At 52.5% G+C, this 18,890-nt stretch carries 13 protein-coding genes and 3 pseudogenes; 14 read left to right on the plus strand and 2 right to left on the minus strand.

Going from position 1 to position 18,890, the window contains the following annotated elements:
- Positions 1–3: 3 nt before the first annotated feature.
- From tsaE to KQP84_RS05335, 14 genes and pseudogenes are all read left to right on the plus strand, one after another.
- Complete coding sequence (gene tsaE / locus KQP84_RS05270) at positions 4–480, plus strand: tRNA (adenosine(37)-N6)-threonylcarbamoyltransferase complex ATPase subunit type 1 TsaE (protein ID WP_215845471.1); 477 nt, start codon at positions 4–6, stop codon at positions 478–480.
- Positions 477–2,138, plus strand: coding sequence for an N-acetylmuramoyl-L-alanine amidase AmiB (gene amiB / locus KQP84_RS05275; protein ID WP_215845472.1), 1,662 nt, complete (start codon positions 477–479; stop codon positions 2,136–2,138). Before tsaE ends, amiB begins: the two co-directional genes overlap by 4 nt.
- Before the next feature lie 49 nt (positions 2,139–2,187).
- Positions 2,188–4,022: pseudogene (mutL, locus tag KQP84_RS05280) on the plus strand (DNA mismatch repair endonuclease MutL).
- Positions 4,015–4,964: pseudogene (gene miaA, locus KQP84_RS05285) on the plus strand (tRNA (adenosine(37)-N6)-dimethylallyltransferase MiaA). Before mutL ends, miaA begins: the two co-directional pseudogenes overlap by 8 nt.
- Positions 4,965–5,067: 103 nt before the next feature.
- The gene (hfq, locus tag KQP84_RS05290) at positions 5,068–5,379 is read left to right on the plus strand and encodes an RNA chaperone Hfq (protein ID WP_215845473.1); all 312 of its coding nucleotides are present in this window, start codon (positions 5,068–5,070) and stop codon (positions 5,377–5,379) included.
- Between the two features lie 77 nt (positions 5,380–5,456).
- Complete coding sequence (hflX, locus tag KQP84_RS05295) at positions 5,457–6,737, plus strand: ribosome rescue GTPase HflX (RefSeq protein ID WP_215845474.1); 1,281 nt, start codon at positions 5,457–5,459, stop codon at positions 6,735–6,737.
- Positions 6,738–6,908: 171 nt separating this feature from the next.
- On the plus strand, positions 6,909–8,144 hold the full coding sequence (gene hflK / locus KQP84_RS05300; protein ID WP_215845475.1) for an FtsH protease activity modulator HflK: 1,236 nt from the start codon (positions 6,909–6,911) through the stop codon (positions 8,142–8,144).
- A gap of 3 nt (positions 8,145–8,147) precedes the next feature.
- On the plus strand, positions 8,148–9,152 hold the full coding sequence (hflC, locus tag KQP84_RS05305) for a protease modulator HflC (protein WP_215845476.1): 1,005 nt from the start codon (positions 8,148–8,150) through the stop codon (positions 9,150–9,152).
- Between the two features lie 57 nt (positions 9,153–9,209).
- On the plus strand, positions 9,210–9,410 hold the full coding sequence (locus KQP84_RS05310; RefSeq protein ID WP_215845477.1) for a DUF2065 domain-containing protein: 201 nt from the start codon (positions 9,210–9,212) through the stop codon (positions 9,408–9,410).
- A 165-nt stretch (positions 9,411–9,575) separates the two neighbouring features.
- Positions 9,576–10,874 carry an adenylosuccinate synthase gene (locus KQP84_RS05315; protein WP_215845478.1) on the plus strand — a complete coding sequence of 433 codons (1,299 nt, stop codon included), beginning with the start codon at positions 9,576–9,578 and terminating at the stop codon, positions 10,872–10,874.
- A gap of 223 nt (positions 10,875–11,097) precedes the next feature.
- On the plus strand, positions 11,098–11,541 hold the full coding sequence (nsrR, locus tag KQP84_RS05320; RefSeq protein WP_215845479.1) for a nitric oxide-sensing transcriptional repressor NsrR: 444 nt from the start codon (positions 11,098–11,100) through the stop codon (positions 11,539–11,541).
- 16 nt (positions 11,542–11,557) lie between these two features.
- Positions 11,558–14,012: pseudogene (rnr, locus tag KQP84_RS05325) on the plus strand (ribonuclease R).
- A 75-nt stretch (positions 14,013–14,087) separates the two neighbouring features.
- A complete protein-coding gene (gene rlmB / locus KQP84_RS05330; RefSeq protein ID WP_215845480.1) occupies positions 14,088–14,822 on the plus strand; it encodes a 23S rRNA (guanosine(2251)-2'-O)-methyltransferase RlmB in 735 nt (244 codons plus the stop codon).
- Positions 14,823–14,919: 97 nt separating this feature from the next.
- Positions 14,920–16,548, plus strand: a complete 1,629-nt coding sequence (locus KQP84_RS05335) for an isovaleryl-CoA dehydrogenase (RefSeq protein WP_215845481.1) — start codon at positions 14,920–14,922, stop codon at positions 16,546–16,548.
- On the opposite strand, the gene bsmA is transcribed toward KQP84_RS05335, so the two are convergent.
- Positions 16,525–16,848 (minus strand): biofilm peroxide resistance protein BsmA, encoded by a 324-nt coding sequence (gene bsmA / locus KQP84_RS05340; RefSeq protein WP_215845482.1) that lies wholly within the window; start codon positions 16,846–16,848, stop codon positions 16,525–16,527. The two genes, KQP84_RS05335 and bsmA, sit on opposite strands and share 24 nt — an antisense overlap.
- A gap of 57 nt (positions 16,849–16,905) precedes the next feature.
- Complete coding sequence (locus KQP84_RS05345) at positions 16,906–18,837, minus strand: methyl-accepting chemotaxis protein (RefSeq protein WP_215845483.1); 1,932 nt, start codon at positions 18,835–18,837, stop codon at positions 16,906–16,908.
- Positions 18,838–18,890 lie beyond the last annotated feature (53 nt).

An 18,890-nucleotide genomic window follows, 5' to 3' on the forward strand; every position in this document is an offset into this window, starting at 1 on the left:
AGCATGAAAACCTGTGTTATTTCTCTGCCTGACGAAGCGGCAACGCTGGAATTAGGTGCACAACTCGCTCGCGCATGTCACCGCGCGGCGGTTATCTATTTGTATGGCGATCTCGGGGCGGGTAAAACCACCTTTAGCCGTGGTTTTCTGCAGGCGTTAGGCCATCAAGGCAATGTAAAAAGTCCAACCTATACACTGGTTGAGCCTTACATCTTGGGCGATCGCTCACTTTACCATTTCGACCTTTATCGTCTTGCCGATCCCGAGGAACTTGAGTTCATGGGAATTCGTGATTATTTCACGGGAGACGCAATTTGCCTGGTGGAATGGCCGCAGCAGGGCGCAGGCGTTTTGCCGCCGCCCGATTTGGCACTGACGCTGCGCTACGTTGATACGGCACGTGAAGCTGAGCTGGTGGCGCAATCGCCACTGGGTCAAACATGGATTGATGAGATTGAGCAAGGCAGGAATCAAGCATGATGTCACGGATGAAAATCGCGCTGGTAACACTGTTGTTACTGGTTGCCACACCGCTGTTTGCCGCGAATCTTTCTGATATTAAAGTGGCGAATGGCGACAGTCAGGCAACGGTGACACTTAGCTTTGCCGGCCAACCGGTTTACGGTTTCTTCCCGCTGCGTAATCCCGATCGCGTAGTGTTGGATATTCGTCAAAGCGGCGTTATTCAAGGTTTACCGCTGAATTTCAGTGGCGAAAACATCGTTAAACGCATTCGCACTAGCACGCCGAAAGATAAGCAAAGCGTTCGGTTGGTGCTTGAGCTAACGCAGCCAGGCAAAACGCGTGCAGTGACGCAGCGCAATGGCAACAATTACAACGTGGTGTTTACCATCAACGGTACGCGGCCTGCAACACGAAGCACACCTTCCCGCACGCTAACACCTTCTCGCGTTCCGACACAAAGCACCTCAACCCGCAATCCTTTCGATGCGAGTCCGGTGACCGCTGTAACCAGTACTGCAAGCACGGTTCGGCCTGGCTCCGCATCCAGTCTTAACGATACGGTAATTGTGGCGATTGATGCCGGGCATGGCGGTCAGGATCCCGGCGCGATGGGGCAGAATGGCTTAAAAGAGAAGAATGTCACCATTGCGATCGCTCGCAAGCTGAAAGTGTTATTGAACAATGACCCGATGTTCAAAGGTGTGCTGACACGTGACGGTGACTATTTTATTTCGGTCATGGGGCGCTCGGATGTAGCGCGTAAGGCCAATGCCAACGTGCTGGTTTCGATTCACGCCGATGCGGCACCAAGCCATGCGGCGACCGGTGCGTCAGTTTGGGTGTTGTCGAATCGGCGTGCTAACAGCGAAATGGCAAACTGGCTGGAACAGAAAGAGAAGCAATCTGAACTGCTCGGCGGCGCGGGCGATTTGCTGGCAAACAGTCAGGCCGATCCTTATCTCAGCCAGGCGGTGCTTGATCTGCAATTTGGTCATTCGCAGCGCGTGGGATATGACATCGCGGTAAAAGTATTGCAACAGATGCGGGGTGTCGCAACCCTTCATAAGCGTCTACCTGAGCATGCCAGCCTTGGCGTGCTGCGTTCGCCGGATATTCCCTCACTGTTAGTGGAAACCGGTTTTATCAGTAATACCTCGGAGGAGCGACTGCTTGGCAGTAGCGCACACCAGGAAAAAATTGCGCAGTCGATCTATAAAGGTCTGCGCACTTATTTCCTGGCGCACCCGCTACAATCGGTCCCAAAGGAGGAAAACCGCCCAGTCGGCTCGCAGCCGACGATTAGTGTTGCCAGTAATCCGGCCACGGGCGTAACGCAGTACACGGGCGTTACCCAGCGTCATACGGTGACACGCGGTGAAACGCTTTCCGGGATTGCGGAAAAATATGGCGTTAGCATGGCGACGTTGCGTGAGATGAATACCCTGAAGCGTGATGTAGTTTGGGTTGGCCAACGTTTAAAAGTGCCCGCCAGCGCCGCAGCCAGCCGCACGACGGCCGCACAAAAACCGGTACGTCATAAAGTGGTTCGAGGTGATTCATTAACGGGCATTGCTGCGCATTACGGTGTTAGCCCGAAAGCGATTATGCAGGCGAATAATTTGAAATCGACCAATGTGATGCTAGGTCAAAATCTGAAGATTCCAACGTCCTGATTGTTTGCCCGGCCACTGCGCCGGGCTACCCGCTAAAAGGATATCCATCATGCCGATTCAAATTTTACCGCCGCAGCTGGCTAATCAAATTGCCGCAGGCGAAGTGGTTGAGCGTCCCGCATCGGTTGTAAAAGAGCTGGTGGAAAACAGCCTCGACGCGGGTGCGACACGCATTGATGTGGATATTGAAAAGGGGGTGCCAAGCTGATCCGCATTCGCGATAACGGCTGCGGCATTAACAAGGCAGAACTGGCGATGGCGCTGGCACGTCATGCCACCAGTAAAATCGCCTCACTTGACGATCTTGAAGCCATTATGAGCCTGGGCTTTCGTGGCGAAGCGCTGGCGAGTATCAGTTCCGTTTCGCGTCTGACATTGACTTCACGTACTGCTGAGCAAAATGAAGCCTGGCAGGCCTATGCAGAAGGGCGCGATATGGCAGTCACAGTCAAACCGGCGGCACATCCTTGCGGCACCACGCTTGAGGTGCTCGACCTGTTCTACAACACGCCTGCACGCCGCAAGTTTATGCGTACCGAAAAAACCGAATTTACGCATATCGATGAAGTTGTCCGTCGCATTGCGCTGGCGCGTTTTGACGTGGCTATTTCACTTAGCCACAACGGCAAATTGATGCGCCAATATCGTGCTGTCACTGATGAAGGGCAGCGCGAACGCCGTCTGGGCGCGATTTGCGGCACCACCTTTATGCAACATGCGATGCGTATTGACTGGCAACATGATGATCTCTCTTTACGCGGATGGGTCGCCGATCCCGCCGGTTCACGTCAGGTTAGCGAGCTGCAATATTGCTATGTTAATGGCCGCATGATGCGTGACAAGTTGATCAATCATGCCATTCGCCAGGCTTTTCAAACGCAGCTGCAGGACGACCAACAACCCGCTTATGTGCTTTATCTGGAGATCGACCCACATCAGGTCGATGTGAACGTTCATCCGGCAAAACATGAAGTGCGCTTTCATCAGTCACGCCTGGTGCATGATTTTATTTATCAGGGCGTAATCAGCGCTTTACAGGCGAGCGCCGCGCCAACGTTGCCTACGTTGCAAGCTGAAGAACCGGCTCCGCGCTGGCAGCCCGAAAACCGCCAGGCGGCGGGAGGCAACCATTTTGCCCAGCCCGCGCCGCGCCGCAGTGAAAGTGTCTCAGCTCCAGCTCCCGCTCAGGTTCCCGCGTGGCAAACGAAAGAGAACAGTTACAGTAAGCGTGAAGGCTCGGTGTATCAGCAATTGCTGAAAACGCCGCAGGTTAGCGCGCCAGAAACCACGCTTCGTCCAGCGGTAAAAGAAGCTCCGCTGGCAGCGCATGCACAAAGTTTTGGTCGCGTATTAACGGTAATACAGGGCCAATATGCGCTGCTGGAACAAAATGAAACCCTGATGCTTATGGCGCTACCGGTTGCATCTCGCTGGTTGAAACAGGCCCAGCTTCAGCCTGGCGAAGCGGGGTTAAAACCGCAACCATTGTTGATTCCGGTCCGGCTGAAAATTGCACAGGTTGAGCGCAAGGCGGCGCAAGAAAATGCCAGCTTACTCAATCAGATGGCAATTGATTTGCAGCCACAAGGCGACCATGTGACCTTACGCGCAGTGCCTTTACCGTTACGAACACAAAATTTACAAATCTTGATTCCTGAGCTGTTAGGCTATTTGGCCCGACAGCAAGAGAATTCTGCCGCGCAGCTGGCCCAATGGCTGGCACGACGCGAAGATGCAGAGTCTCAAAACTGGAATCACTCGCAGGCGATTACATTGTTGGCTGAGCTGGAACGGCTTTGCCCACAGCTATTAAAATCGCCGCCTTCAGGCTTATTACAAGCCCTTGAAACTGAGAGCGCGATCAACGCGTTGAAGCATGAGTGAACTAAACCAGGCTGGCCGGCCCAAGGCTATTTTTTTGATGGGACCCACCGCTTCGGGCAAAACCGCCTTAGCGATTGAGCTGCGCAAGCAGTTGCCTGTGGAACTTATCAGCGTGGATTCTGCCTTAATCTATCGTCAGATGGATATTGGCACGGCGAAACCATCGGCTGAAGAGTTAGCGTTGGCACCCCATCGTTTGTTAGACATACGCGATCCCGCAGAGGCCTATTCGGCTGCGGAATTTCGTCGCGATGCTTTAGCAGAAATGGCGGATATTGTCCGAAGCGGACGTATTCCGTTGCTTGTTGGTGGAACTATGCTCTACTTCAAGGCGTTACTTGAAGGATTGTCGCCGCTGCCCTCGGCCGATCCGGAGGTTCGTCAGCGTATAGAGCAAATGGCGCGTGATGATGGATGGGAAGCCTTACACCGCCAACTGTGTGAAATCGATCCGGTTGCCGGCAGTCGTATTCATCCGAATGATCCGCAGAGACTTTCGCGAGCACTGGAAGTTTTTTTATTTCGGGTAAAACTTTAACGGAACTGACAAAAACGTCCGGCGAAGCGTTACCCTACGACGTGTACCAGTTTGCCATCGCCCCCGCGAGCCGCGAGCTGATACACCAGCGCATCGCTTTACGTTTCGAACAGATGTTAGCGTCAGGATTTGAAGCGGAGTCTCGGGCCCTGTTTGCACGAGGTGATTTGCATACGGACATGCCTTCCATTCGTTGTGTGGGATATCGTCAGATGTGGTCTTACTTATCTGGCGAAATTGATTACAACGAGATGGTTTATCGGGGAATTTGCGCGACCCGGCAGCTCGCTAAGCGCCAAATGACATGGCTACGTGGTTGGGAAAACGTTCACTGGTTAGACAGCGACGAACCCCAATTAGCCCGCGAAACGGTGTTACAGGTTCTTAGTGCGAAGCATGGGTGATTGTGTACAATTGGCTGGTTATCGTGCGCAAATTTTTACGCAGTTTTTTCAGAACTCTAGGTTCTAAAAGCAACAAACTACAAGCATATAAGGAAAAGATAGAATGGCTAAGGGGCAATCATTACAAGACCCGTTTTTGAACGCATTGCGTCGTGAACGTGTTCCGGTTTCGATTTATTTGGTTAACGGTATTAAGCTGCAAGGTCAGATTGAGTCATTTGATCAGTTTGTGATTTTGTTGAAGAACACGGTCAGTCAGATGGTGTACAAGCATGCCATTTCTACCGTAGTGCCTTCACGTCCGGTTTCTCACCATAGCAATAATACCGGCGGCAGCACGAATAATTACCATCATAGCGGCAGCACGCCATCAGCGCAGCCGCAGCCACAACAAGACGGTGATAGCGCAGAATAAGGCGCCGCCGTTCAGCCAGGACTGGAGAACGTTAATCGTTTTCCGTCCTGGTCTTTTATTTTTAGCGAGGTTATAGCTTGTTTGACCGTTATGATGCCGGTGAGCAGGCCGTACTGGTACACATCTGGTTCTCCCAAGACAAAGAGGTAGAAGATCTACAGGAATTTGAAACCCTGGTTTCTTCTGCTGGCGTCGAAGCGCTGCAAGTCATTACCGGCAGTCGTAAAGCGCCACACCCGAAGTATTTTGTCGGTGAAGGAAAGGCCGTTGAAATTGCCGATGCGGTAAAATCAAGTGGAGCATCGGTCGTATTATTCGATCATGCCTTAACGCCCGCTCAGGAAAGAAACCTGGAGCGGTTATGCGAATGCCGTGTGATTGATCGCACAGGCTTAATCCTTGATATCTTTGCCCAGCGCGCCCGCACCCACGAAGGTAAATTGCAGGTCGAGTTGGCTCAGCTACGTCATCTTGCTACGCGTCTTGTGCGTGGTTGGACGCACCTTGAACGCCAAAAAGGCGGTATTGGCCTGCGTGGCCCGGGTGAAACGCAGCTAGAGACTGACCGCCGTTTATTACGTGGCCGCATAAGCCAGATTCTTTCCCGTCTTGAGCGTGTTGAAAAACAGCGCGAGCAGGGACGTCAGGCGCGCGCTAAAGCCGATGTACCCACCGTTTCTCTGGTAGGCTACACCAACGCCGGAAAATCCACTCTGTTTAACGCCATTACCTCTGCCAATGTGTACGCTGCGGATCAACTCTTTGCGACCCTTGATCCTACTTTACGTCGCTTGAATGTGGCTGATGTTGGCGAGGTGGTATTAGCGGATACTGTTGGGTTTATTCGCCATCTCCCGCATGACCTTGTCGCTGCGTTTAAAGCTACACTGCAAGAAACGCGTCAGGCAGCATTGCTGCTTCACGTCATTGACGGTGCAGACGTGCGACTGAATGAGAATATCGAAGCCGTAGATACGGTTCTTGAAGAGATTGAAGCGGACGAAATACCGAAGCTTCTGATCATGAATAAAATCGATATGCTCGATAATTTTGAACCGCGTATTGATCGCAACGAAGAAAATCTGCCGATTCGTGTCTGGCTTTCAGCCCAGACTGGCGTGGGCATTCCTTTGTTGTGGCAAGCGTTGTCAGAGCGCCTGTCGGGTGAAATTGCCCAATATGATTTGCGTCTGCCACCAGATGCGGGGCGCTTGCGCAGCCGTTTCTATCAGTTGCAGGCGATTGAGAAAGAGTGGAATGAAGAAGACGGCAGTGTCGGTTTACAGATCAGGATGCCAATTGTTGACTGGCGTCGTTTATGTAAACAAGAGCCGTCACTAACCAGTTACATTGTTTGACATGTTGCCCAATCGAACTTACCCAATAGATTTCAGGTTGTAGCAAGGCAGTCATTGAGCGAATCCCATAAAGCATACTGCGGTAAGTCATTGGGGTAAGCGAGAGCAGCTAACGTCGCGCCAGCATGAAAGATGAAGGTAAGCCGCAAATACAATAAATGGAGTAGAGACATGGCGTGGAATCAGCCCGGAAATAACGGACAGGACCGCGACCCGTGGGGAAGCAGCAATAATCAAGGCGGCAACTCTGGGGGAAATAAAGGAGGTCGAGATAAAGGGCCACCTGATCTGGATGATATCTTCCGTAAGCTGAGCAAGAAGCTCGGTGGACTGGGCGGTGGCAAACAGAGTGACAACGGACAGCGCGGCTCCGGCAGCGGTGGAAAAATTGTTGGCATTGTAGCTGTTGCTGCTGTGGTCATCTGGGCCGCCAGCGGATTCTACACCATCAAAGAAGCGGAACGCGGCGTGGTTACACGCTTCGGTAAATTCAGCCATCTGGTTGAGCCGGGCCTTAACTGGAAACCGACATTTATCGATCAGGTCCGCGCGGTTAACGTTGAAGCAGTACGTGAACTGGCGGCTTCTGGCGTGATGTTAACGTCTGATGAGAACGTGGTGCGCGTAGAAATGAACGTGCAGTACCGCGTGACCGATCCAGAGCGCTATCTCTATGCAGTGACCAGCGCCGATGACAGCTTGCGTCAGGCAACTGACAGTGCGCTGCGTGGCGTTATTGGTCGTTCAACCATGGACCGCATTCTGACTGAAGGCCGTACCGTGGTGCGTAGCGATACCCAACGTGAAATCGATGAAACCATTCGTCCATACAACATGGGTATTGCGGTGCTTGACGTCAACTTCCAGGCAGCACGTCCTCCGGAAGAGGTGAAGTCAGCGTTTGACGATGCAATTGCAGCGCGTGAAAACCGCGAGCAATACGTACGTGAAGCGGAAGCTTACGCCAACGAAGTTCAGCCGCGAGCCAATGGCCAGGCGCAACGTCTGCTTGAAGAAGCACGTGCTTATAAAGAGCGTACTGTTCTGGAAGCACAAGGTGAAGTAGCGCGTTTTGCCAAGATTCTGCCGGAGTATAAAGCCGCGCCAGAGATCACCAAAGAGCGTCTGTATATCGAAACCATGGAACGCGTGTTGAGTCACACTCGTAAGGTGCTGGTTAATGATCGTGGTAATAGCCTGATGGTGCTGCCGCTTGATCAACTGATGCGTGGCATGGATTCTTCCGGTCAGAGTGGTAAAAAAGGCACGAGTTCATCTACGCTGCCACCTCTTTCAGACCGTAATACCAGCCGCAGTGAAAGTTCGTCATACAGTCCAGACAGCGTCCTGGATCAGCGTCGAGTGAATGCTCAGCGCAACGATACCCAGCGCGAAGGGAGAGAGTAATCGATGCGTAAGCCCATAATCTTTTTACTTATTGTTGTGCTGGTGGCGCTTTACGCATCGCTGTTTGTTGTGCAAGAAGGCCAGCGGGGCATTGTGCTGCGTTTCGGTAAAGTGTTGCGCGATGATGAAAACAAACCACAGGTGTTTTCACCGGGTCTGCATTTCAAGATTCCGTTTATCGAAACGGTTAAATCGTTGGATGCACGTATTCAGACCATGGATAACCAAGCCGATCGCTTTGTAACCAAAGAGAAAAAAGACCTGATCGTTGACTCTTATATCAAATGGCGCATCAGTGATTTTAGCCGTTATTACCTGGCAACCGGCGGCGGTGACGTTTCACAGGCTGAAGTGCTGCTGAAACGTAAGTTCAGTGACCGTTTGCGTTCTGAAATGGGTCGTCTGGATGTGAAAGACATCGTGACGGATTCGCGTGGCCGCTTAACCACTGACGTGCGTGATGCACTGAATACCGGTAGCGCGGGCAACGACGACGAAATTGCGACACCCGCCGCTGATGATGCGATTGCTAACGCGGCAGCGCGCGTTGAGCGTGAAACCAACAGCAGTGAACCTGCGCCAAACCCGAACAGCATGGCGGCGTTAGGTATTCAGGTTGTTGATGTGCGCATTAAGCAAATTAACTTGCCGACCGAAGTGTCTGACGCCATCTTTAACCGTATGCGTGCAGAACGTGAAGCGGTAGCGCGTAGTCAGCGTTCACAAGGTCAGGAAGAGGCGGAGAAATTGCGCGCTCAAGCCGATTATCAGGTAACACGTACCATCGCAGAAGCACAGCGTGAAGCGTTGATTACCCGCGGTGATGGTGATGCTGAAACGGCGAAGTTATTTGCAAATGCGTTTAGTCAGGACCCGGATTTCTATGCTTTCATCCGCAGCCTGCGCGCTTATGAAAATAGCTTCAACGAAAATCAGGACATCATGGTGTTGAGCCCAGACAGCGATTTCTTCCGATATATGAAAGCGCCCTCTAACGCAACGCGATAAGAACTGATATAACCTACGGGCCGACACTTTTGTCGGCCTTTTGTTTGGATTACAGGAATGAACACGAGTATCTGGATAGCATTAGCGTTGGTATTGGTGCTGGAAGGCTTAGGACCGATGTTTATGCCACGTGCCTGGCGGCGGTTAATTCAAACCATGACGCAACTGCCCGATCGCCTGCTGCATCGTTTTGGCGGCGGCTTAGTGGTCGCGGGTGTAGTGATTTATTGCATGTTAAGCATGCACGGCAATATCTGATGCGCGATCGCTCACAGCCTAAATTGTGGTTTTAAGGCGCGTTTCCCCCACATGTTGTAGTGATCAAAACTCAGGCAAAAAAGCGCGCAATCGTATGCTAAAAGTGCTGAAAGCGACCCGATCAGATGGTAGAATCCATTTTTAAGCAATCGGTGATTTTGAGAAATGGGTAAGAACGTCGTCGTACTGGGCACCCAATGGGGTGACGAAGGTAAAGGTAAGATTGTAGACCTTCTGACTGAACGCGCGAATTACGTTGTGCGTTATCAAGGCGGCCACAATGCGGGCCACACACTTGTCATCAACGGTGAAAAAACCGTTCTCCACTTGATCCCTTCTGGCATTCTGCGCGAAAACGTTACCAGTATTATTGGTAATGGCGTGGTTCTCTCTCCTGAAGCATTGATGAAAGAGATGAAAGGCCTGGAAGCGCGTGGGATTCCGGTACGCGAACGTCTGCTGATTTCTGAAGCTTGTCCGCTGATTCTGCAATATCACGTTGCGATGGACATGGCGCGCGAAAAAGCGCGTGGTGCCAAAGCGATCGGCACCACCGGCCGTGGTATTGGCCCGGCTTATGAAGATAAAGTGGCTCGCCGTGCTCTGCGTGTTAGCGATCTCTTCAACAAAGAAACTTTCGCAGCCAAACTGAAAGAAGTGGTCGATTACTACAACTTCCAGCTGGTGCATTACTACAAAGAAGAAGCTGTCGATTTCGACAAAGTGCTGAGTGATGTGATGGCGGTTGCCGACATCCTGACCAGCATGGTTGTTGATGTGTCTGAACTATTGGACGGCGCGCGTAAGCGTGGCGACCTGATCATGTTCGAAGGCGCACAAGGTACGTTGTTGGACATCGATCACGGTACTTATCCGTATGTAACCTCATCAAACACCACCGCAGGCGGCGTTGCCACCGGTTCAGGTATTGGTCCTCGTTACGTTGATTATGTGCTGGGCATCGTTAAAGCCTACTCTACTCGCGTAGGTGCAGGCCCGTTCCCAACGGAACTGTTTGATGAAACGGGTGAGTTCCTGTGTAAGCAAGGCAACGAATTTGGTGCTACCACGGGTCGTCGTCGTCGTACTGGTTGGCTGGACGCTGTTGCTGTTCGTCGTGCCGTTCAGATCAACTCTTTATCAGGTTTCTGCATGACCAAGTTGGACGTGCTGGATGGCCTGAAAGAAGTGAAAATCTGCGTAGCGTATCGCATGCCAGATGGCAGTGAAGCAACCACCACACCGCTGGCGGCAGAAAACTGGGAAGGCATTGAGCCGATTTACGAATCAATGCCAGGCTGGAGCGAAACGACTTTTGGTGTGAAAACACTGGAAGGCTTGCCACAAGCTGCCCGTAACTACATCAAACGCGTAGAAGAGATCACTGGCGTGCCGGTTGATATCATCTCTACTGGCCCTGATCGTAGTGAAACGATGATTCTGCGCGATCCGTTCGACGCATAATCACATTGAGGCCGGACAATCTCCGGCCTTTGTTTTTCCGCGCTTTGACGCCCCTGAATATCCCTTCGCTTATCAAATCACCCTCTGGCTTAAAAAACGCACAGCTGCCCAGACTCTGGTTTATCATCTTACTTAATTAAAAAGCGAACCGGTTAACAATTGAAATTAATCGCAAGGCGAACACACGAATCAATGCCACTTTTGATGATTCACCGAGGTTAATGTGCAGCTGACAAGTTTTACTGATTATGGTCTGCGGGCCTTGATATATATGGCTACCTTGCCGGAAGGCAAGTTGACTAACATTACCGAAGTAACCAATACCTATGGCGTATCGCGTAATCATATGGTCAAAATCATCAATCAATTAAGCCGTGCTGGGTTTGTGGCAGCTACGCGCGGTAAAAATGGCGGCATTCGTTTAGGCATGAAAGCCAATCAAATCGTCATTGGTGAAGTCGTTCGTAAGATGGAACCGCTACAATTAGTAGATTGCAGCGCGTGTGCCATTACGCCAGCTTGCCGTTTAAGGAATGCACTCCATGCTGCGGTGCAGGTATTCTTACGGGAACTGGATAGCTATACCCTGGCGGATCTCGTTGAAGGAAATACACCTTTATATGAAATCATATTGTCCGAACCGCCGGTGGCAATGAAAATTAAATGACATCGGAGGAACCGTTATGTCAAAAGATCCTTATCAGGATAGAGAAGCTGAAAAATACGAAAACCCAATTCCAAGCCGGGAATTTATCCTGGCGCTGTTAGAAAAACGCGAAAAGCCAGCCAGCCGCGATGAGCTGGCGCAAGAAATGAATTTGCAAGAAGAAGAACACCTTGAAGCATTACGTCGCCGCTTACGTGCAATGGAGCGCGACGGCCAGCTGGTGTTCACTCGCCGTCAATGTTACGCCTTACCTGAACGTCTCGATCTGCTGCGCGGCAAAGTTATCGGCCACCGTGATGGCTACGGTTTCCTGCGCGCAGAAGGGCAGAAAGACGATCTCTACCTCTCTGCAGAACAGATGAAGTTCTGCATGCACGGCGATGTCATTCTCGCTCAGCCTTTGGGCGCGGATCGCAAAGGCCGTCGTGAGGCGCGCGTTGTGCGTGTGCAAGAGCCGCGTAACAATCAAATCGTGGGCCGCTACTTCACTGATGCGGGAGCCGGATTTGTGGTGCCTGACGACAGCCGCCTGAGTTTCGATATTCTCATTCCACCAGAAGAAACCCTGAACGCCCGCATGGGTTCGGTGGTGGTGGTCGAACTGGTACAACGTCCAACACGCCGCACGAAAGCCATTGGTAAAATCGCTGAAATTCTTGGCGATGACATGGGCACTAGCCTTGCCGTCGATATGGCATTACGTACCCATGAGATTCCACACACCTGGCCGCCAGAAGTAGAGAAACAGGTAAGCAAGCTGAGTGAAGTGGTGCCAGAAGAGGCCAAAGTTGGGCGTGTTGATTTGCGTCAGCTGCCGCTGGTCACTATTGACGGTGAAGATGCGCGAGACTTTGATGATGCCGTTTACTGTGAGAAAAAGCGTGGCGGTGGGTGGCGTTTGTGGGTTGCGATTGCGGATGTCAGCTATTACGTGCGTCCAGGCACGCCGCTTGACGATGAAGCCCATCAGCGTGGCACTTCTGTTTACTTCCCGTCTCAAGTCGTTCCTATGCTGCCGGAAGTGCTTTCCAACGGATTATGTTCGCTGAACCCACAGGTCGATCGCCTGTGTATGGTGTGCGAAATGACCGTCTCATCCAAAGGCAAGCTGACAGGCTTTAAGCATTACGAAGCGGTGATGAATTCGCATGCGCGTCTGACTTACACCAAAGTGTGGAATATTCTGCAGGGCAATGCGGAACTGCGCGAGCAATATGCGCCGCGAGTCAAAGAGCTTGAAGAGCTGCATAATATGTATCAGGCGCTGGAAGCGGCGCGCGAAGAGCGTGGTGGTATCTCGTTTGAAACGGAAGAAGCCAAGTTTATCTTCAACGCTGAACGTCGTATCGAACGTGTAGAGCGCACTTCGCGTAATGATGCGCACAAACTCATTGAAGAGTGCATGATTTTGGCGAACATTGCCTCGGCACGCTTTGTTGAAAAAATGAAGAGCCGGCGCTGTTCCGCGATCATGATCGTCCTACCGATGAAAGTATTAAAAGCTTCCGCACCGTATTAAACGAGCTGGGGCTGAGCTTGCCGGGCGGGACTAAGCCGCAACCCATCGATTACGCAGCGCTGCTCACGCAAGTTGCCGATCGTCCTGATGCGGAAATGCTGCAAACCATGCTGCTGCGCTCAATGAAGCAGGCCGTTTACGATCCAGAAAACCGTGGTCACTTCGGTCTGGCGTTGACCTCTTACGCGCACTTTACTTCACCGATTCGCCGTTACCCAGACCTGCTCTTGCACCGCGCAATCAAATATCTGCTGGCAAAAGAGCAGGGCGAAGTGAAAGGCATTACTACCGAAACTGGCGGTTATCACTACGAGATGCAGCAAATGCTGCAGTTGGGCCAGCACTGCTCCTTAACTGAACGCCGTGCTGATGAAGCCACCCGCGACGTTGCTGATTGGCTGAAGTGTGACTTCATGCAGGATCAGGTCGGCAATGTCTTCAATGGCGTCATTTCTAGCGTCACCGGTTTTGGCTTCTTCGTTCGCCTCAACGATCTGTTCATTGATGGTCTGGTACACGTATCAACGCTCGACAATGACTATTATCGTTTCGACCCGATTGGTCAGCGTTTGATTGGCGAATCAGGCGGGCGTACTTATCGTCTGGGTGATGCCGTAGAAGTCCGAGTTGAAGCGGTGCACATGGATGAGCGTAAAATCGACTTTGCCCTGATTTCCAGCTCTCGCAAGCCACGCGGCGAAGGTAAAACGGCTCGTGAACGCGATAAACGTGAAGGCAAAGCACCGCCGAAGCGTCGTCGTGAAATCAGTAAGAAGGCTAACTTCGAGCCAGATTCCGCGTTCCGCGGTGAGAAGAAAAAGCCCGCTGGCGAAAAGAAAAAGCCTGCTGCTGCAAACACCGAGAAAAAAGTAAAAAAGTCTCGGAGAAAACCCGTAAAATCGCCGCCGCCACTAAGGCCAAGCGCGCCGCGAAGAAGGCAAATCCTGTCTGATGCGCATCTCCGCCCTTGCTCCGAAGAGCAAGGGCGGTTTGTAATCCATTCATTCTCCCAATACTGAGCAGATCGATGAGCGAAATAATTTTTGGTATCCATGCCGTGCAGGCGCTGCTGGAAAACGATCCACAACGTTTCCAGGAAGTCTTTATCCTCAAAGGCCGCGACGATCGTCGTCTGCAACCGTTGGTAACCGCGCTGGAAGCTCAAGGTATCGTGATTCAACTGGCTAACCGTCAATGGCTCGATAGCCAGGTTGAAGGTGGCGTGCATCAGGGTATTGTCGCGCGCGTGAAGCCGGGCCGTCAGTATCAGGAAGGCGATCTGCCGGATCTGCTGCAAAGCCTGGAAAAACCATTTTTACTGGTGCTGGATGGCGTCACCGATCCGCACAATTTGGGTGCTTGCCTGCGTAGCGCCGATGCTGCGGGTGTGCATGCGGTCATCGTCCCAAAAGATCGCTCCGCGACACTCAACGCAACAGCGAAAAAAGTGGCCAGCGGCGCAGCCGAAAACGTGCCGTTAATTCGCGTGACTAACCTGGCGCGTACTTTGCGCTTGCTGCAGGAATACAACATTTGGGTAGTGGGTACCGCCGGCGAAGCCGATCACACTGTGTATCAGAGCAAAATGACCGGTCCAATGGCCTTGGTGATGGGCGCGGAAGGTGAAGGTATGCGTCGCCTCACGCGAGAGCATTGCGATGAGCTGATCAGCATTCCAATGGCGGGCAGCGTTTCCTCGCTGAACGTGTCAGTCGCAACCGGCGTCTGTTTGTTTGAAGCGGTGCGTCAACGCGCGCTGTAATTGCTGATGGCGTGATCGCCACCGCAAAAAGTTTCTGTACCAGGCATAACTGCGCATCACTCCCATAATTAGGGAGTGAAATCCGTGAGGAGCCGTTATGACCTGGACAACCCACACCGTATTCAATCAGCCGCAACCTCTTAGCAACAGTAATCTCTTTCTGTCCGATACGCCGTTATGTGAAGCGCTACTGCGTGAAGGCGGTGAATGGGATCGCGATTGGCTCGCCTCGGTTGGTATGCAGCTTGGCAGCGCCGAATCACTGGAGCTGGGCCGTTTAGCCAACGCTGAGCCACCCGAACTGCTGCGTTACGATGCGCGTGGCGCGCGTCTTGATGAAGTGCGCTTCCATCCAGCCTGGCATTTACTGATGCAGGGCGTTTGCGCCAGCCGTCTGCATAATCTTACCTGGCAGCCCAATGTGCTTGAACGCGGCAGCGTGGCGCGTGCGGCGCGCTTTATTCTCCATGCGCAAGTGGAAGCCGGCACGCTTTGTCCGGTGACCATGACGCACGCTGCCATTCCTTTGCTACAACGGACGCTTCCCGCCGCGTTTGAAGGTTGGCTCGATCCCCTGTTGAGCGATCGTTACGACACGCATGCACAACCTGGCGAACAGAAGCGTGGGTTGTTGATTGGCATGGGCATGACGGAAAAACAGGGCGGCAGCGACGTCATGACCAATACCACTCGCGCAGAGCCTTTGGAGCAGCGCGGGCCTGGCGAAGCCTATCGTATCGTCGGCCACAAATGGTTCTTTTCCGTGCCTCAAAGCGATGCGCATCTGATTCTGGCGCAAACCCAGCAAGGGTTAAGCTGTTTTTTTCTGCCGCGTCTGCTTCCTGACGGCGAGCGCAACGCGATCGTTATTGAACGACTCAAAGACAAACTCGGTAATCGCTCGAATGCCAGCGCAGAAGTTGAGTTTAAAGATGCCATTGGCTGGCTATTGGGCGAAGAAGGCGAAGGCGTGCGGATGATCCTGAAAATGGGCAGCATGACGCGTTTCGATTGTGCTCTTGGCAGCCACGGTCAAATGCGACGCGCTTTTTCTGTGGCGCTCTATCATGCACATCAGCGTCAGGTGCAGGGAAAAAATTTGGTGGACCAGCCTTTGATGCGACAGATGCTGGCGACGCAAGCGCTGCAGCTAGAAGGGCAAACCGCATTTTTATTACGTCTGGCTCGCGCCTGGTCGCAGCCTGCCCAACCGCATGAAGTCAGTTTTGCTCGCTTGTTCACGCCAGCAGCGAAATATGGCATCTGCAAAGCGGGCATGCCGTTTGTCGCCGACGCGATGGAAGTATTAGGCGGCATCGGCTATTGCGAAGCGAGCGAACTGCCGCGCCTGTATCGTGACATGCCGGTTAACAGCATTTGGGAAGGATCCGGGAATGTGATGTGCCTGGATGTGCTGCGGGTGCTCACCCGGCAATCTGGCATTATCGACATGTTGAATCAGGAATTTGATGCGGTAAAAGGCAGCAATCGCCATTTTGATGCGCGCTGGCGTCAACTCAAGCTACGGCTGCATAAAGCGCAGGAAGTGCAGGCGCATGAATTTACGCATCAGATGCTACAACTGGCAACGGCGGCGCAACTGCTGAAATATGCTGAGCCGCCGATTGCTGATGCATGGTGTCGCCAATGGCTCGATTTGCGCGGATCGCGTCCGTTAGAAAACGCGCTGACCGATCGTTTATTACTGCGCGCGAGCGGCAGTTGAAGCGCCGTATAATGTTGCCGTGGCGTACCATAAGCCTGGCATCACCGTTTCATCAACCATCACAATCTGATAGTAAATCGCACCCGCTTGATTTGCTCGCGCATCGATTTCACGCTCAGCGTCATCTGGCGAACCGCGCACGCTAACGCTAATCGTGCCCAGCTTCGGCAAGCCGTGAGTTTGCGATCGTGAAATTTCTTGTGCATGGCTGGTCGGCGCAGGCGGCGCTTCCGGCGTATCTTTAAAAACTGAACAGCCGCTGAGCAGTAAGGCAAAAAACAACAGGAAAGCGTAACGCATGGCAAATCCTCCTGAGGGACGATGTATTAAGTGTATGTCACACCGTCCCGCAGGCAATTACGATTTGAGGTTAAAAACGCTGACCAACTGCGTCAGATGATGTCCTTTCTGACTCAGGTTCTGTGCAGTGGTTTCTGCCTGCGCCACTAAATCGCTGTTCTGATGCGTCGCCTGGCTGATCTGATTCATGGCCAGATTCACCTGACCAATGCCCGCTGCCTGCTGCTGCGCGGCAACGTTGATTTCACCCATCAATGCCTGAACCTGCTCAATGTGCGTCACAATGTTAGTCATCGCTTCGCGTGTTTGCTCAGACAAGGTATGGCCTTCAGCAACGTTACTGATGGAAGTCGCAATCAGGCCATCAATTTCTTTGGCGGCCTGTGCCGAACGCTGCGCCAGCGCACGCACCTCAGCCGCGACAACAGCAAAGCCGCGGCCATGCTCACCGGCACGCGCGGCTTCAACAGCGGCATTGAGCGCCAGAATATTGGTCTGGAAAGCGATCGATTCAATCACGTGAGTAATGTCGGCAATGCTTTGTGACGAAACTTTAATCGCCGACATAGTGTTGACCGAGCGCACCACTGTTTTGCTGCCGTGATTCACCATGCTGGTGGCTTCCGATACCAACGACATCGCCTGGCGTAAACTGTCCGCCGTATGCTCCACCGTCGCGCCAAACTGTTCCATGCTGGCCGAGGTTTCTTCAACGCTGCTGGCCTGACGGCTTATCTGGGCGCTGATATCCTGGCTACTGGCGGCGATAGTGTCAGTACCATCGCTGATCTCTTGCGCCGCGCCGCGCACCTGCGCCACAATTTTTTCTAAACCGTCACCAATGCCGTTAATGGCCGTGATCAACTGACCCACTTCATCACGTCGCGACGTATCAAGATGAACCTGCAGATTGCCCGCAGCGTATTGCTCTGCAAGATGGATAACCTGCTGTAATGGGCGAGTAATGGCGCGTCGGCTGTACCAGGCAAAACCAAGCGCGAAGATCACCACCAGAACCAGACCGGTGATCATAAACAGATTGCGGCTATGGGTGATAGGCGCCAGCAGGCTGGCGCGGTTGACTTCACCCACAATCACCCAATTCCAACCAGGCAACTGCTGCCAGGCAAGCATCTTATTCTCGCCCGCAATTTCTGCTTCACGGATACCTTGTGGTTGAGTGACCAGCTGCTGCAGAAGCGCTTTATCCCAAGCGGGCTGCTGGCCTTCACGCTGCTTATCAAACAGGTATTGGCCCTGCAATTTGCCTGACGTGCCATTTAGCACGTAAAAGTGGCCGCTTTCGCCGAGTCGACGCGCCAGTATTTTTTCACGCATTAAAGCGTATTCTTTATCAATCTGTACGCCGACAAACAGAATGGCAACGACCGTACCGCTGCTATCTTTCACCGGCTGATACTGCGTGATATAGCGATGACCAAACAGCGTGGCGAGACCGCGATAAACCTCACTCTGATTCACACTTTTCCACGCGGCGCTGGTGCGATCCAGCTGAGTACCGATTGCGCGACTGCCATCTTCCTTTTTCAGTGAGGTCGAAATACGCACGAAGTCATCGCCATCACGCACAAAGATGGTAGAAACCGCAGCGGTGCGCTCGGTGAAATCATCCACTGCCGTTTGATCAAGGTTAAGCGTCTTCAGTCCGGCTCTCAGCGTCGGGGTCGAGAAGTTACCCACCTGAATACGAGCACTGTCGTCGCGGCTAAAATTTTTAGGCAGGAAACTGGCGAAAAGTTGGGTGTAGCTGCTGACCTCTTCGGTCAGTGTGGCGTTAAACATCGTCGCCATTTCGCTGATGCCTTGTACCTGGTTATGCATATCGTCCATTGCCAGACTTTCCAGCTGACGAGATGCGTTATGACTTTGCGTGAGAGTCAGGACAAATAACAGCAGCGCTACACTAAGAGACGTCAGTACAGACAGCTTTATTCCAAGGCTCAGGCTGCTGAGAGAGAGACGCTTCATAAATTACCTTTGATTATGATAGGAGGGTACAAGATCAACGGCAGTTAAGAAGA

Origin of the sequence: Candidatus Pantoea bituminis, from assembly GCF_018842675.1 — a bacterium.
Taxonomy (GTDB): Bacteria; Pseudomonadota; Gammaproteobacteria; order Enterobacterales; family Enterobacteriaceae; genus Pantoea; species Pantoea phytostimulans.

Excerpts from the sequence above, each read along its gene's own strand:
- tsaE (WP_215845471.1), top strand. The coding sequence starts at position 4 with ATGAAAACCTGTGTTATTTCTCTGCCTGACGAAGCGGCAACGCTGGAA.
- amiB (WP_215845472.1), top strand. The coding sequence starts at position 477 with ATGATGTCACGGATGAAAATCGCGCTGGTAACACTGTTGTTACTGGTT.
- hfq (WP_215845473.1), top strand. The coding sequence starts at position 5,068 with ATGGCTAAGGGGCAATCATTACAAGACCCGTTTTTGAACGCATTGCGT.
- hflK (WP_215845475.1), top strand. The coding sequence starts at position 6,909 with ATGGCGTGGAATCAGCCCGGAAATAACGGACAGGACCGCGACCCGTGG.
- hflC (WP_215845476.1), top strand. The coding sequence starts at position 8,148 with ATGCGTAAGCCCATAATCTTTTTACTTATTGTTGTGCTGGTGGCGCTT.
- KQP84_RS05310 (WP_215845477.1), top strand. The coding sequence starts at position 9,210 with ATGAACACGAGTATCTGGATAGCATTAGCGTTGGTATTGGTGCTGGAA.
- KQP84_RS05315 (WP_215845478.1), top strand. The coding sequence starts at position 9,576 with ATGGGTAAGAACGTCGTCGTACTGGGCACCCAATGGGGTGACGAAGGT.
- rlmB (WP_215845480.1), top strand. The coding sequence starts at position 14,088 with ATGAGCGAAATAATTTTTGGTATCCATGCCGTGCAGGCGCTGCTGGAA.
- KQP84_RS05335 (WP_215845481.1), top strand. The coding sequence starts at position 14,920 with ATGACCTGGACAACCCACACCGTATTCAATCAGCCGCAACCTCTTAGC.
- bsmA (WP_215845482.1), bottom strand. The coding sequence starts at position 16,848 with ATGCGTTACGCTTTCCTGTTGTTTTTTGCCTTACTGCTCAGCGGCTGT.
- KQP84_RS05345 (WP_215845483.1), bottom strand. The coding sequence starts at position 18,837 with ATGAAGCGTCTCTCTCTCAGCAGCCTGAGCCTTGGAATAAAGCTGTCT.